The sequence below is a fragment of the Streptococcus mitis genome (assembly GCF_047465045.1).
Classification (GTDB): Bacteria; Bacillota; Bacilli; order Lactobacillales; family Streptococcaceae; genus Streptococcus; species Streptococcus mitis_DT.
Map to the genome: position 1 here is coordinate 1 of NZ_JASHAR010000007.1, position 16012 is coordinate 16012.

The following is a 16012-nucleotide window of genomic DNA, read 5'->3' on the forward strand; positions in this document are numbered from 1 at the left end:
GTGTACTTATCATCTGTCGCAACAGATATAAATGAAAAATTAGTAAATAGATTAATATTCTCCTCATCTTGTAATTTTTCAACAACTTTTTGAGAGATCGTAGAATACTCATTTCGAGAATATAATACAAAAAAACGCTTATAATTTTTTGATTTTCTCACTTCAACTAAATAGTCTAATCCCTTTTCAGCATCTGTTCCTCCCCCTAAATCAAAGTCAGAAATAAAAAAGTCATATCGTTCTTCTCCACCTCTTATCGTCAATAAGCTTTTTGCTTCACTAATATTAGTAACAACTTTGATATTAGGTTGATATCCCTTAGATTCTATGTGTTCTTTTACTGCTTTAAATCTACTCTCATGAGGCCTCTTATTTGCACCTCTTATAGAGTCTTCTAACCAAATCACTCTCACTTCATTTCTCAATTTTAGTTACTCCATTTTTATTTCAAAATTTACATTTGTTGTGTCTTGAGATACATCTATTTTCCAATTATACTCGTCACAAATTTCTTTAACCAAGTATAATCCGACACCTGTCCCAAAATTTTTTGAACTGACTCCTAGGTCAAATATATTTTCAATAGGTTCTACCTTTATTGGTGCTGTGTCTGAGCTAATAATTAATTTATTTTCATTATCTAAAAAAGAAAAATTTATAAAAGTTGCATTGTTATCAATAGCATTTGAAATTAAATTGTCTACTAAAATTGCAAACTCAAAAACATCTATTTCTCTTCCAAATTCTCCAGGACTTATCTCATCAATAATCCTTTTTCTATGCGGGCTAACCTTAAGATAGCTCTTTAAATATGACTTAATATCAATTAGTTGCTTTCCTATTAGATCATATGTACCTAATTTCAAAAACTGTCTTTTTATAGTACTAAGACGATCCGCACTTCTTTTGAAATCAATAATATATTCACTGACCCTATCATATTCTTTAGTTTTTCGAAAATCTTCAGCCAGATCACTAATGGTATAAACCAAGTTATCGCTGATTGTATTTAATTCATGAACAAATAATTCCTGTTTTTCTGGATCTTTTTCTTGTAGCATTACTTTTTGAATAGTATTTTGTGTTTCTAATTGAGCATTTGCTTCTATCAAGTGTTCATTTTTTTGTTCCAGTATCTCAGCCTTTTGTTCAGCTATTCTTTTTTCTCTTTCTTCTTGTCTCCGAGCCTGTCTTTCTTTTCTTCGTTCTTCCCTCTCTTTTTCGAGCCTTCGTTCATCTTCCATGCGATCTTCAGCACTAATTTGCGTAGCAATTTTATTTCTTTCACTAATCAACTTACTAATAATTGGTTTCAAAATATTAATTAGTAGCTTAACTCGCTCATCTTCTCTTGAAAATCCTTCACGAGAGGATGTTGAAATATCTTCAAGTTCATCATTATCCAAGATATCGAAGGATATTTCTCCTTCTAAATAAACTCTCATTGCTTGACTATTATCTAAATACTCAAGAAAATTTTCCACTGCTAACTTATCACGGACATATAATTTCAACCTGTTAGGTTTATGAACATCATTTTTTACAAAATTTGGATCATTTTGCTTAGCCTCATTTGTATTTATTGTCGAATGAATACCAATCCAACCTTTTAATTCATAAGGAAAAAACTTAGATTTTCCAGAAGTAGTTATGAACCTTTCTCTACCTTCTATATTTTTAAAATCTTCTTTTGAAAATTTGACAACATCCCTTCGTTTTGTCCTAAAATCTTCATATTTACTATTTGGAATTAATACACTTTTCGATAACTTATGGGATAAATTATTTTCTAAATCATTTTCAAAAAAGGCAAAAAAGTTTTTGAACGCTATTTTTTTCTCTACTTTTTCAAATGTTGCTCTTTTTCGAGAATCAGTAATATAGGCTACTTCTATACTTGCATTAATATTATCTAAAAGATAGTAATCGGCCAAGCGAAGTTTTAAAGATTCGAATTTTGTCTCAGCAAATCCTGACATATTTACATCGACTAATTTAACAAGAGTTCCTGTATCATATTGTTCCCATAACTCTCTATTTTCAATCCCAACTTCTGAAGCATCTACTCTTATTAGTTCTGGAATATCATTATCATTTTTATCAGTTGAATCTAACATCCATGCAGTTGTTACACCAGCTTTTTTTGAAACAATATAGTACTTTTTAGAGAGAAACAACGTAGCTAGTTTACCTATCCCCTTGCGTCCTTTAATTTTATCTGACAATTCATTTTCAGACAAACGCTTATTCCTGCCTATTAATGCATATTTTGTAGCCAAGTCATTATAAGACATGCCACTTCCATTATCTATTATCTCCAAAATAGATTTTTTCTTATTAATAGAATTAATATATAACTTTACATTTGTTGCACCAGCATCTAATCCATTTGCTACAAGTTCAGAAATAGCACTCCATCTATTAGTATACATTTGTTTACCAAGTAAATTTAAAGCATAGTATGAAAAATTGAACTGTATTGTATTTTTTTCTAACATATTAATTCCTTTTTACAAATTATTTTCTTCAAAGAAATCTTTTATTCTATTAGCTAAATGAATACTTAAAATTGGAGGAACAGCATTACCAATCTGGGTATTAATTGCTTGTAGACCTCCGACAAACTTATAATTATCTGGAAAAGACTGTATTCTTGCACCTTCCCTTGCAGTCAAAGCTCTATTTTGACTAGGATGAATGCACCGTAAGGAGGATGGAGTTGATAAATTATTTGTTATGGTCGTTGAAGGTCTATCCCACCACAATCTACCGTATGTATTACGATATCCTGAGGTTAAATAAAGTGCTCTATCTAACAATCCATCTTCTACCATTCTATTTATATCATTCTTACCTTGTCCTTCCTTAAGTGCAGCCATAATTTTCTGCAATCTTTGTCCATGATTACGACTTACATGATTAAATAATTGATCTTGATTACCTCTCATTAAAATTTGATAATCTGTTTGCGGATCTTCCACATATTGGTCTGCTCTGTCATTATTTCCTAAACTAGGTAAATCTCCAATAGCATCTCTTAAATTGAAGGGATTTTCAGAAGTACACTTTTCTGGAAAGCTCCATTCAAACTCAATATTTAAATCATTTCTTACACCAATCAAAAAGACGCGTTCTCTATTTTGTGGAACACCGTAATCCTTAGCATTAAGTAATTCTGTATAAACGCTATATCCATGAACATCTCCAAAGCTAGATAAATCTTTAAAACTTTCTTTTACATTTCGAATAATTGGTCCATTTTGCTCGTTTTTCATGGTTAGCAAACCATAAACATTTTCAAAAACAAACATTTTAGGTTGGATAAATGAAAGTATCCTTCTATATTCACGATACATTTTTGCTCTCTTATCATACTGTCTCTTGCCAACTGTACTAAAGGACTGACAAGGTGGACCACCAATAACTATATCAACTCTTTTTGAACTGATTCCTTTGGATTTTAAAAATTGTTCATCTATATTAGCAATGTCTTCCTCAATCATAGTAACTCTAGGATAATTTTGTCTGAAAGCTTCTGCTGCATCATGATTGAATTCATTTGCAAATCTAATGTTAAAGTCATTTCTGGAAACAAATTTATTATTTTTAATTGTCTTCTGAAAGCCAAAAGTCAATCCTCCAGCACCAGAAAATAAATCTACAACTTCTATCATTTCTTACCCTTTTTCAAAAAATATTCTCAGCTTCCATTATACCAAAAACCCCAGCAAATTGCCGAGGTTTATAGTTTATTTCACCAACTTCTTCATCTCATCAATACGTGCGACTGTCGCGTCGTATTTAGCTTGGTAGTCGGCTTGTTTGTCGCGTTCTTTTTGGACGACTTCTGGTTTGGCGTTGGCTACGAAGCGTTCGTTAGAGAGCTTCTTGCCGACCATGTCCAGTTCTTTTTGCCATTTAGCCAGTTCCTTGTCGAGACGAGCCAGTTCTTCTTCGACATTGAGGAGGTCTGCCAGTGGCAAGTAGATTTCTGCTCCTGTGATGACGCTTGACATAGCGAGTTCAGGTGCAGGGATGGTTGATGCGATTTCCAAGTGTTCAGGATTTGTGAAGCGTTTGATGTAGTTGACATTGCTGTTAAAGAAGGCTTCCAAGTCGCTATCGCTTGTCTTAACAAGAATTGTGATAGGCTTGCTTGGTGCAACGTTTACTTCCACACGCGCATTCCGAACGGCACGGATCAAGTCTTTGAGGCTTTCTACACCTGTGTGAGCAGCAAGGTCTTCAAAGGCTGGGTTGACAGTTGGGTATGCAGCTGTAACGATAGAGCCTTCTGAGATTTGTCCAAAGATTTCCTCTGTCACGAATGGCATGATTGGGTGGAGGAGACGAAGGATCTTGTCCAAAGTGTAAAGGAGAACAGAACGTGTGATAACTTTCTCTTCTTCGTTATCGCTATAAAGGACTTCCTTGGTCAACTCAACGTACCAGTCCGCAAACTCATCCCAGATGAAGTTGTAGAGGATGTGGCCAGCCACACCAAACTCAAATTTATCAAAGTTTTCAGTGACTTTTCCGATCGTCTCGTTGAGGTTGTGGAGAATCCAGCGGTCTGTAACATTTCCAGCTTCCTTGTTGGCAACTTTTTCCACATTGGCAGTTGCTTGCTCAAGGGTCAAGCCTTCATTGTTCATGAGGATGTAGCGAGAGATGTTCCAGATTTTGTTAATGAAGTTCCATGAAGCATCCATTTTCTCGTAAGAGAAGCGCACGTCTTGCCCTGGTGCAGAACCGTTTGAAAGGAACCAACGCAGGCTATCTGTTCCGTACTTATCAATAACATCCATCGGATCAATCCCATTGCCCAGTGATTTAGACATCTTACGGCCTTCCTCGTCACGAATCAGACCATGAATCAATGCATTTTTGAATGGCGATTTGCCAGTAAATTCCAAACCTTGGAAAATCATTCGAGATACCCAGAACGGGATAATATCATAACCAGTCACCAAAGTTGATGTTGGATAATAACGTTTGAAGTCTTCTGAGTCGACATCAGGCCAGCCCATAGTTGAGAACGGCCAAAGGGCAGAACTGAACCAAGTATCCAAGACGTCTTCATCCTGAGTCCATCCGTCACCTTCTGGAGCCTCTTCGCCGACATACATCTCACCCTCAGCATTGTACCAAGCAGGGATTTGGTGACCCCACCAGAGCTGACGAGAGATTACCCAGTCGTGAACATTTTCCATCCATTGGAGGAAGGTATCGTTGAAACGTGGCGGGTAGAATTCGACCTTGTCCTCTGTGTCTTGGTTGGCAATGGCGTTCTTAGCTAATTGATCCATCTTAACGAACCATTGCGTAGACAAGCGTGGCTCCACCACAACACCTGTACGCTCTGAGTGACCAACACTGTGAATACGTTTTTCGATTTTAACGAGGGCACCGATTTCTTCCAACTTAGCAACGACTGCCTTACGAGCTTCAAAACGGTCCATGCCTGCAAATTCAAAGGCCAAGTCATTCATGGTTCCGTCATCGTTCATAACGTTGACTTGTGGCAAGTTGTGACGTTGACCCACCAAGAAGTCGTTTGGATCATGGGCAGGCGTGATTTTTACAACACCCGTACCAAATTCAGGGTCTGCGTGCTCATCCCCAACAATTGGGATGAGTTTATTAGCGATTGGGAGGATGACATTTTTACCAATCAAGTCCTTGTAGCGTGGGTCTTCTGGATTGACCGCAACCGCAACGTCTCCAAACATGGTCTCAGGACGAGTTGTCGCAACTTCAAGGGCGCGTGAGCCGTCTTCTAGCATATAGTTCATATGGTAGAAGGCACCTTCAACGTCCTTGTGGATAACCTCGATATCAGAAAGAGCTGTGCGAGCTGCTGGGTCCCAGTTGATGATAAACTCACCACGGTAGATCCAACCTTTCTTGTAAAGGTCCACAAAGACCTTACGAACGGCTTTCGACAAGCCTTCGTCAAGAGTGAAACGCTCGCGAGAGTAGTCTACAGAGAGCCCCATCTTGCCCCATTGTTCCTTGATGGTAGTGGCATACTCGTCTTTCCATTCCCAGACCTTATCGAGGAATTTTTCACGACCGAGGTCATAACGGCTAATGCCCTCACCACGCAAGCGCTCCTCAACCTTAGCCTGAGTCGCAATCCCCGCATGGTCCATACCAGGAAGCCAGAGCGTATCAAAACCTTGCATGCGTTTTTGACGGATAATGATATCCTGAAGAGTCGTATCCCAAGCGTGACCAAGGTGAAGTTTCCCAGTTACGTTTGGTGGCGGAATGACGATTGAATAAGGCTTAGCCTTTTGGTCTCCTGAAGGCTTGAAAACATCAGCGTCAAGCCATTTTTGGTAACGACCAGCCTCAACCTCGGCTGGATTGTATTTAGGTGAAAGTTCTTTAGACATGTGTTTGTCCTTTCTCTATTTTGTTCATTTTATTTTGAATTTGCTTAGCAGCTTCTTTTGCAGTCAAACTCGTATTATTTATTTTAAGGTAGTGGTGCAACTCATTCGGTTGATGTTGGGAATTTAATTGAAGTGTTTCAGCGGTCTCTAAAATTTCTCTTTCAGATACCTCAATATGTCGTTTTAAGGGTTTGTACTTTAATCGATTCTCCGTTTGATTTCGACGTAAACGCTCCTCAAGACTTGTTTCCAACTCAACAAACAGAATCTCTTGATGATAGTCATCCAACAAATCCTGAATTTGCTTCAAATACAGCAGCTGGTACTGATTTGAAAAATCAATTACGTCTGTTAAAATTACTGATCGCTGATTTCTTGCACTTGCTCCAAGGAAAGAAAAGGTAATTCCACGAACAAATTCCCACATCTCCTCTGTATAATCCTGATAGATTTCTAGTGCAAAATCGATGGCTTGATGGTTATAAAAGAGGGTAGAATCCGTCAGTCGAGATAGTTCTTGACCAATCGTCATTTTTCCTGAGGCCGGAGCACCAATGATGAAAAGATGCATCAAATTACCTCCCACTCACTCCTCAGCAATCCATATCTCAAATCATCAAAGCGCTTTCCTTGGGCATCTTTGCGGTCTCGGATGCGAGCTTCCAGAGTAAAGCCAAGTTTCTCTGCGACTCGTTGACTTTGGACATTGTAACCAAAACAAGTCAGTTCAATCTTGTGAAGACCTAGTTCTCTAAAAGCTATGTCAATCAAGGCACGCGCTGCTTCTGGAACATAACCTCGACCCCAATAGTCTGGATGCAAGGTATAGCCAATTTCTAGCACATCGTCCGCATGACGGTGGTTGAAGTCAACAGAACCAATGACTTTATCGGTTCCTTTGACGACAATCCCATAGCCAGCTGGGAGATTCTCCTTTTGATTGCGTTCGGGAAGGATATGCTCTAGATAGTAAACCTCATCTTCCAAGATCTTGACGGGCGGAAAGCCTGCAGGGTAGGAGACTTCTGGCAAACTGGCGTAGGCATGGATATCCTCGGCATCAGCTATTGTACGGACTCGTAAGACGAGCCGTTCGGTTTCTAAGCGTTCTGGTAATTCAGTTCTTGACATTCTTCTTCCTCGCTTTCTACAAAAAATCGCCCCCGCCATCTACATGACAGGGACGAATATGCTTATCCGCGGTACCACCCAAATTCGGGCAGTTGCCCGCAACTCTCGTCTTTAAAACAAAAAGACACTTTTATTTCAATTTTTCATCCATTAGCAACCAATTTTGACACATTTGTGGACTTCTCAGCTCCGCCACTTTCTGTAAAATGTGGGATTCAAAACACCTCTAATGGCTCTATTGTAGCAATATTTTTTCGGAAATGCAAGGGACAAGAAATATTACTTGAACTTGATGCCGTTTTCTTTCAATTTCTTGATGGTAGCTGGGCCAATTCCTTTCAAGGCAAGGAGTTCTTTTTCAGTCCAATTTTTGAAATCTGAAGCAGACTTGATTCCTTCATCATAGAAGGTTTTAGCACGGTCAAGTGGAAGTCCACCCAAGTTTGCTGCAAAATCTTCTACAGAATTGGCTACTTTTTGAGCTTGTTCTTTAGTAGCTTCTACTGCTTGTTCAACTTTTTTAGAAACAGCCTTACCAGCTTGGCTTGCTGACTGTTCTGCACGTTTCACGACTTTTTTTGTCTCTTCTACAACCTTAGTAACAGTACTTGAAAAGGCACCTGCGCGACGGAGGCTATTTCGTAATTGTTTTTTACGATTGAGTTTCTTTGACATGATAAAATCCTTTCAATAAAAAACCCCTGCTCTGACAAGGATTTAATATAAATATTCTATCAAGATTTTAGTAAAAAATCAAGAATCTTTCTCGTTTAATAATTTCGCTCACCAAACAAGCCTTCTGGCAAATCATGGAATCCCTTGCCTGCTTTGAAGTTTTCAAACTTACCAAGCAAGAACTGATAAGCATCCAAGCGACTTTCGTAGCGAATCATGGCATCTTTGGCACGCTCGTCTTGGTCTTCTTCGTAGACTTTTTGGCTTTCCTTGTGCGCCATGTCGTTGATCATGATTTGGGTATTGACCCAGGCTTCAAATTCCTTCATAAATTCTTGTTCGTAACTCATTTTTTCTCCTTATTCTAATCCACGGAAATAGTCCGTATCAATCTCACGGTAGGGTTGAATATCCTGAACATACTCCAACACACCTTGGAATTCTCCGTTTTCATCGTGCACTGCTGCGTAGGTGATGTGGACAAACTTGCCTCGCGATTCAGACTTGAACCACATTTCATACTTGTCTTTGCTTCCCTCACGAAGCCCCTTCATGATGGTCTTGACCTTGTCCAAGTACTTAGGTGGATGACAGAGTTCAACATTGCGCCCAACTTGGGACGGCGTCCGTTTGAAAATCATCTCATCAGCCGGCGTATTGTCATTGTAATACTGGAAAATATCGTCTTTATTGACAAAGGTAATCTCCATAGGGAGGTGATTGAGGATGAGATTAGCCTGCTCGACTGAAAGATAGCCATTCCCAAAAGCCTGTTGACTATGACGGTCCAGCACTGCTTCCTTTTCCTTAGGGGTAAAGGTAATGGTAAACTGTCCTTCTGGCGTATCGATAACTTGTTGAACTTGGCCTTCTGTCGTATCTAGTTGTACGGGCTCCTCTGCACTCTTTTCCTCAACAAAACTCTGTCTTTCTGGCACCCATTTCTCAGACGGACGGATGATGGCATAGCCATAGGCATCGCTCTCCTCCGCAATCTGAAGCCAGTCATCCTGAGTAAAGGACTCAAGGAGAATCATGAGAAGGATGGACTCTTCCTTGAAAATCATACTTTCAAACTCTGTCGCAAAAGCTTCAAAATCTTCTTTTACACTGCGAATCGACACTTCTGGTAGTGACTTGGCTGTCGCTAAAGCTGTTTGAAAGAGTTCCCTAATCTGGTCATCCACTCCCCACATAACTTTAGGAGGCGAATCGTGACCATAGCGCTCCATGATGGGGAAAAAGAGCTCTTCCTTACGCTGATAGTGGATGTCAAATTGCCCCACAAGTCCCATCTGACGCACCAAACCCTTACGCATCTCCGCAAGCATTTCTTCATCTTCCATAGACTCATAGGTATCCAACAATCTCCGAATACGAATCAAGGCCGCACGGAGGGCTAGATTTTCTTCTTTGAAAATCCGAACTGGGTGACCTGGGTGCTCGGTATCTGCAACTTCGACATCCTTAACAGCATTTTTAAAAAGATTGGCATGGACATCACAGAGTTCCATGACATCTTCAAAGGTAACACCTGAGTCTGAGTTCATCAGCTCGTGCTCCATGAGGGAAATCTCGATAGCTGAAACACCTGTAAAGGTCGCATCAAAACGCTCCTGAACCGACTCAGGAGAGGCGCCATTGTGCAGTTCTAACAAAATATCCCGTAGGATATGAATCCGTTCATCTGCCATTAGTCTAACCCAATCACTTCGTAGCCGTTTGCTTCCAACGTGCGGACAATCTTGTCCATAGGAGCTCCTTCAAGCTTAGAACCCTGTTTGAGTGATACTTTACGACCAACAGTATTACGCATCAAGGGATTGGCAAGGGGTTTAAATCCAAGCTCCACTAGGATTTCCAAGACTTCTGGATGCTTATCCACCACTTCTGCAACAGGAATTGACACATCGATGATATTGTCCATGACGACCTCCATTATCGTTTATAAATGATATTATTTATTTTATTATACCATAAGGAGGACTGGCACACACCAAAAAAGAGGGTTCCCCCTCCTTCTTAGTTCTTATCCAGATTACGTAACATTTCGTCAATCTTGTTTCCATATTCAATGGACTCATCTTTGACGAAGTTCAAATCTGGGATTTTGTACAATTTCAAATTGCGACCAAGTTCACGTTTGATGGTACCAGTTGCTTTTTCAAGCCCGATTTGGGCTTTTTGATTATCTGAAGCAAGGTTACTCAAAATGGTGTAGTAAACCTTGGCAACAGACAAGTCGCCTAGCATCTGAACATCTGTGATGGTCACGCCTTGGACACGCGGATCACGGACTTTCTTTTGCAAAATCTCATTGACTTCACGTTTGATTTCCATGCCCACACGATCCGTACGGAAATGATTTGCCATGATATTCCTTTCTCTACTTTGAACCAAAAGCTAGGCCAGCAGACCTAGCTATTTTTAAACTTATTGATTTTCATTTCAAATTGAAACGAAGTTCAATTTGAAATCATCCACTTCTTTCGCTGTGGTGAAAGTGATGGAACTGATTTATCAGTCCAATCACAAGGGATTTTTGAGACCCTAGGCTCAAAAATAAGCAATGAAACCATCGGTTTGCTTGCGTCCCTCACCACCTAAGAAAGGAGCAAAAAAATCTTATCTCTTGATTTCTTCCATGACATAGGCCTCAATCACATCATCCATCTTGATATCATTGTAGCCATCGATCATCAAACCACCTTCACGGCCGTTTGTAACTTCTTTGACGTCGTCTTTGTAGTGTTTCAAGCTTGCAAGTTCACCGTCATAGATAACGACACCATCACGGATAACACGAACTTTAGAGTCACGGGTAACCTTACCGTTGATGACCATGAATCCACCGATAGTTCCCACTTTAGACACCTTGAAGGTTTCACGAATAACTGCTTCACCAATAATTTTTTCTTCGAATTCTGGATCAAGCATCCCTTTCATAGCTTCTTCCATCTCTTCGATAACCTTGTAGATAATGCTGTGGAGACGGATTTCCACATCGTCAGCTTCAGCTTGTTGACGAGCTTGTGGTGTAGGGCGTACGTTGAAACCAACGATAAAGGCATTTGAAGCTTCGGCAAGAGTCACGTCAGATTCGTTGATGGCACCGACCGCTGAGTGAACAATGGTAACTTTGACACCTTCCACATCGATTTTTTGAAGTGAGGCAGAAAGGGCTTCAACAGAACCTTGTACGTCGGCCTTTATGATAACGTTAACTGACTTAAGCTCACCAGCTTTAAGGGTATCAAAGAGGTTTTCAAGGCTGACACGTTGGGTAGCTTGACGTTGTTTCATGAGGGCACGTTTGGCACGTTCTTCACCTGCTGCACGCGCAGATTTTTCATCTTCGTAAACAGCAAAGTGGTCACCCGCCATTGGCGCTTCGTTCAAACCTGTGATTGAAACTGGTGTTGATGGTCCAGCAACCTTAACACGACGACCAAGGTCGTTGGTCATAGCACGGACACGACCGAAGGTATTTCCGACAACGATTGGATCTTGGACATTCAAGGTACCTTGTTGAACAAGAAGGGTTGCGACCGCACCTTTTCCTTTATCCAAGCGCGCTTCGATAACTGTACCGATCGCACGCACTGTTGGGTCTGCCTTGAGTTCTTGGATTTCAGCCACAAGAAGGACTGTTTCCAACAATTCTTCGATATTTTGGTTGAACTTAGCTGAAATTTCAACAAATTCAGAATCTCCACCCCAAGCTGTTGACATAACACCATGCTCTGCCAATTCACCGATAACGCGTTCTGGGTTAGCACCTGGTTTATCAATCTTGTTAATAGCTACAATGATTGGAACGTTAGCCGCTTTTGAGTGGTTGATGGCTTCGATAGTCTGAGGCATAACCCCGTCATCTGCCGCTACGACCAAGATAGTAATATCGGTAACAGAAGCACCACGCGCACGCATCGACGTAAAGGCCGCGTGTCCTGGTGTATCAAGGAAGGTGATTTTCTTGCCATTTTCAACGATTTGGTAGGCACCGATATGCTGAGTGATACCACCTGCTTCTCCTGTTGCAACACGAGAATTACGAAGGGTATCCAATAGGGTTGTTTTACCGTGGTCAACGTGTCCCATGATAGTTACAACTGGTGGACGCTCAACCAATTCATCTTCATTAAGATAACCATCTTCGACAAAGAAACGTTCGATGTCGGCATTATCCACTTCAACCTTTTGTTTGGCTTCGATACCATAATCCACCATGAGGAGTTCAATGGTTTCTCCATCCAAAGATTGGTTTTGTGTGGCCATGACGCCCATCATAAAGAGTTTCTTAACGATTTCAGCTGGTTCACGTTTGATACGTTTTGCGATTTCCGCAACGGTCATACCATCTGTATATTCAAATTCTGTTGGCAATTCATGGAATTTACGTTCTGTAACAGGTTTTGGAGCCTGATTACGATTGTTCTTGTTATTGCCTTTTTTGTTCTTCTTGTTATTATTCCAGTTACTATTCTTTTGATTTCTCACTTGATTTTGACTACTTCGATTCTTTTGTTGTTTTCTAGGACCATCTTCTTCGTGATCATAATCGTCACGATTTTTGTCTGGTCGAGCTTGTTTTTTACGACGTGTATCCACTGCAGGTTCTTTTTTCTCAGGGACGACTTCAACCACTGCTTTAACTTGCTGTGCTTGTTGCGCTTGTTCAGCTAACTTAGCAGCTTCTTCAAAGATTTCCTCTGGTTCCTTGCGTTTGTTAGCTTGAGCCAAGGCTTCTTTGGCAGCCTGAGTCTGCTTGAAACGTTCCTCGCTTGAACGAGCGTACTCTGCGTTTTGCTCTGCCTTTAGGGCTGCTGCACGGGCTTTAAAGTCAATGCGTGGAGCCGCTTGATTTGGACGTTTGTCCTCTTGTTGACGGCGATCGTTTCCACGATTTTGCTGACCTTGCTGTTTCTTAGCTTGATCATTAAAGCGACGATTGTCGCGGTTGCCTTGACCTTGTTTTCCACCATTACGGCCGTCATTTTTCTGACGGTTGCCGTTTTGTTGTTGGTCACGGTTATTGCCCTTGTTTTGCTTGCGTCGTTCTGCCTGCTCTTTGGCACGAGCTTCACGCTCAGCCTTGAAATTACGGCTTTGTGGTTTCGCTGCTACTTTTTCTGCTTTAGGAGCAACTGGCTCAGCGGGTTTTGCCTCTTCCTTGGCTACAGCTGGTTTAGCTGGCTCAGATTTTTCGGCTTTCTTTTCTGCACTTGCTTTTGGTGCTGCAGGTTTTGTTTCTGCTTTCGGAGCAGCAGGCTTAAAGCTAGCAGCGATTTTTGCAGCGACAGCTTCTTCCACACTTGATGAGTGGCTTTTCACATCCAAGCCCAACTCTTTTGCACGCGCTACAACTTCTTTACTTTCTTTTCCAAGTTCTTTTGCGATTTCGTACAATCTTTTCTTAGACAAATCATGTCCTCCTCTTCTATTCCATAAGAGACCTCATTTTCTTTGTAAATCCAGCATCTGTTACAGCCAAAACCTTTCTTGATTTCCCGACTGCTATGCTTAATTCCAGTGTTGAAAACACGGTTACAATTTCTACTTGATAATACTGACTTTTATCTTGAATCTTCTTGGTCAGATTGGGGCCAGCATCATGGGCTAGAAAGACCAACTTGGCCTTGCCGTCTTGAATGGCCTTAACGACCAATTCTTCACCCGATATGATTCGGCCTGCTCGCTGAGCGAGTCCCAAGAGATTGCTTATCTTTTGCTTATTCAAGTCCTAACTCTCTTCTTTTCACTTTGTGATCCACATAAGCGATCAACTCGTCATAAAAGCTTTCTTCAACTTCCATATTAAAGCTGCGGTTAAAGACCTTCTTCTTTTTAGCCTCTAGGGCTTCTTTATTGTCTAGCTTGATATAAGCGCCACGGCCATTGGCCTTGCCTGTCGGATCGATAAAGACTTGTCCTTCCTTGTTCTTAACAATACGGAGCAAATCCCGCTTATCAATCACTTCATTGGACACAACAGACTTGCGCAAAGGGATTTTTCTCGTTTTCATCTTTCCCTCCTCTAGCAGCTTTTATTCTTCTACAGTATCGTTTTCTGCTTCCAAATCTACCGAACCAGCTTCTTCCATGGCTTCAAATTCGCTAGCAGACTTGATATCGATACGGTAACCAGTCAAGTGAGCTGCCAAGCGAACGTTTTGCCCACGACGACCGATGGCAAGAGAAAGCTTGTTATCTGGAACAACCACCAAGGCACGTTTGCTGTCGTTTTCGTCAAAGATAACTTGGTCAACCTCAGCAGGAGCGATGGCATTGTAGATAAATTCAGCTGGATCTGCTACCCACTCGATAACGTCGATGTTTTCTTCGATTGGGACCATACGGTCGCTCTTGGCATCGTAGCGAGCTGGATGGAATTTGCTAGTAATCTTCTTAATATTAGCACCACCACGTCCAACGATTGTACCGATAGCGTCCACGTTTGGATTATGGCTACGAACGGCAACCTTAGTACGGTCACCAGCTTCACGAGCCACGCTCATGATTTCAACAGTTCCATCATAAACTTCTGGAATTTCTTGCTCCATCAAGCGTTTGATCATTTCTGGATGGCTACGGCTAACAAAGACGTTCACACCACGAGGGTTGTCTTCAACCTTGTAGACATAAACTTCAATACGATCATGAGAAGCAAAAACTTCACCAGGAATTTGGTCTTGTTTTGACAATTGGGCTTCGATGCTGCCGAGGTTGACATAGATAAAGCGGTTGTCAAAGCGTTCTACTGTACCAGACATGATTTCTTGCTCATGTTCTTTGTAAGTATTGTAAGTGATGGCACGTGTTTGCTTGCGCATTTTTTCCATGATGGTTTGTTTGGCAGATTGGGCTGCTACACGACCAAACTCAGCAGGTGCTTCTTCAAACTTGATTTTATCACCAAGTTCATAGGCTGAATTAATGGCAAGAGCATCTTTCAAGCTGATTTCCAAACGGCTATCAAATACTTCATCAACCACTTCACGGACAGTATAAACTGTAAAGTCACCTGTTTTTTCGTTAAAGTCAATAGCTACGCTGTCTGATTGACCATAGCGTCTGCGATAAGCGGAACGAAGCGACTCTACTACTGCGTCGATGATATCTTCTTTTTTGATTCCCTTGTCTTCTTCCAAAATGCGGAAGGCCTCTAGCATTTCTTTACTCATGTTTTCTTCACTTTTGAATCCTCAAAAGCTATCCTTTCTTTTTCTATAATTTAACTGCTAAACGTGCTTTTGATACTAAACTGTATGGAATTTGGACGGTTTTCTTACGCGTCTTGTCCATATATTCCATGGTCAACTCGTCCTCTTCAAAGGCTAACAAGGTTCCTTCAAAGACCTTTTGCTTATCGATGGCTTGGTAGAGCCCGACATGGATGTATTTCCCAACCGCTCCAGCAACGGCATCCTTGGTTTTTAAAGGACGTTCCAAGCCTGGACTGGTGATTTCTAGGAAATATTGTTCTGGGAAGGGATCTGGCTTGATGGTGTCTAGGACAGGACTGATAATTTCTGTCAAGTCTGCCGTGTCGTTCAAGGTAATTCCTTCAGGTTTATCTACAAAAATACTGAGAATCATGTCACTGCCAATCTTTCCATACTCGATATCCACGAGTTCGAAAGGCGCTTCTATGACAGGTTCTACAACTTCTCTGACTAATTCTACGATTGTTGCGATTGCGTCCACCTCCTCATAAGCAAGAGGCGAAGATATTTCCCCGCCTCACTTTTCATATTCTTACTCTTAGTATAGCACGTTTGCCAACTTATGTAAAGCAAAAGCAC

General features: G+C 41.0%; 15 protein-coding genes and 1 pseudogene. All 16 read right to left on the reverse strand.

From position 1 onward, the window contains the following. Positions 1–425: pseudogene (locus QM409_RS05205) on the reverse strand (hypothetical protein); the annotation flags it as partial. 6 nt (positions 426–431) lie between these two features. Then, a complete protein-coding gene (locus QM409_RS05210) occupies positions 432–2498 on the reverse strand; it encodes an ATP-binding protein (protein WP_414305225.1) in 2067 nt (688 codons plus the stop codon). A 12-nt stretch (positions 2499–2510) separates the two neighbouring features. Continuing rightward, positions 2511–3674, reverse strand: coding sequence for a DNA cytosine methyltransferase (locus QM409_RS05215; RefSeq protein WP_414305224.1), 1164 nt, complete (start codon positions 3672–3674; stop codon positions 2511–2513). A gap of 75 nt (positions 3675–3749) precedes the next feature. Then, complete coding sequence (locus QM409_RS05220) at positions 3750–6401, reverse strand: valine--tRNA ligase (RefSeq protein WP_414305223.1); 2652 nt, start codon at positions 6399–6401, stop codon at positions 3750–3752. After that, positions 6394–6972 carry an AAA family ATPase gene (locus QM409_RS05225; protein WP_261015990.1) on the reverse strand — a complete coding sequence of 193 codons (579 nt, stop codon included), beginning with the start codon at positions 6970–6972 and terminating at the stop codon, positions 6394–6396. Before QM409_RS05225 ends, QM409_RS05220 begins: the two co-directional genes overlap by 8 nt. Beyond that, positions 6972–7532 (reverse strand): GNAT family N-acetyltransferase, encoded by a 561-nt coding sequence (locus tag QM409_RS05230; protein WP_261015991.1) that lies wholly within the window; start codon positions 7530–7532, stop codon positions 6972–6974. Before QM409_RS05230 ends, QM409_RS05225 begins: the two co-directional genes overlap by 1 nt. Positions 7533–7811: 279 nt before the next feature. Beyond that, positions 7812–8207: a helix-hairpin-helix domain-containing protein gene (locus QM409_RS05235; RefSeq protein ID WP_000038635.1), complete on the reverse strand. Its 396-nt coding sequence runs from the start codon at positions 8205–8207 to the stop codon at positions 7812–7814. Positions 8208–8302: 95 nt separating this feature from the next. After that, the gene (locus QM409_RS05240) at positions 8303–8557 is read right to left on the reverse strand and encodes a DUF1912 family protein (RefSeq protein WP_000119707.1); all 255 of its coding nucleotides are present in this window, start codon (positions 8555–8557) and stop codon (positions 8303–8305) included. Positions 8558–8566: 9 nt separating this feature from the next. Next, on the reverse strand, positions 8567–9901 hold the full coding sequence (locus tag QM409_RS05245; RefSeq protein ID WP_414305222.1) for a DUF438 domain-containing protein: 1335 nt from the start codon (positions 9899–9901) through the stop codon (positions 8567–8569). After that, positions 9901–10134, reverse strand: coding sequence for a DUF1858 domain-containing protein (locus QM409_RS05250; protein WP_261009273.1), 234 nt, complete (start codon positions 10132–10134; stop codon positions 9901–9903). The genes QM409_RS05245 and QM409_RS05250 overlap by 1 nt, the downstream gene beginning before the upstream one ends. 95 nt (positions 10135–10229) lie before the next feature. Beyond that, positions 10230–10580 (reverse strand): 30S ribosome-binding factor RbfA, encoded by a 351-nt coding sequence (rbfA, locus tag QM409_RS05255; RefSeq protein ID WP_084926142.1) that lies wholly within the window; start codon positions 10578–10580, stop codon positions 10230–10232. 252 nt (positions 10581–10832) lie between these two features. Further along, entirely contained in the window at positions 10833–13631 is a 2799-nt protein-coding gene (infB, locus tag QM409_RS05260; RefSeq protein WP_414305221.1) for a translation initiation factor IF-2, read from the reverse strand. A gap of 16 nt (positions 13632–13647) precedes the next feature. Further along, a complete protein-coding gene (locus tag QM409_RS05265; protein WP_033684789.1) occupies positions 13648–13947 on the reverse strand; it encodes a YlxQ-related RNA-binding protein in 300 nt (99 codons plus the stop codon). Further along, positions 13940–14233, reverse strand: coding sequence for an RNase P modulator RnpM (rnpM, locus tag QM409_RS05270; protein WP_117305675.1), 294 nt, complete (start codon positions 14231–14233; stop codon positions 13940–13942). Before rnpM ends, QM409_RS05265 begins: the two co-directional genes overlap by 8 nt. Positions 14234–14254: 21 nt before the next feature. Next, positions 14255–15391: a transcription termination factor NusA gene (nusA, locus tag QM409_RS05275; RefSeq protein WP_000032285.1), complete on the reverse strand. Its 1137-nt coding sequence runs from the start codon at positions 15389–15391 to the stop codon at positions 14255–14257. 43 nt (positions 15392–15434) lie between these two features. Beyond that, entirely contained in the window at positions 15435–15914 is a 480-nt protein-coding gene (gene rimP / locus QM409_RS05280; protein ID WP_001808691.1) for a ribosome maturation factor RimP, read from the reverse strand. Positions 15915–16012 lie beyond the last annotated feature (98 nt).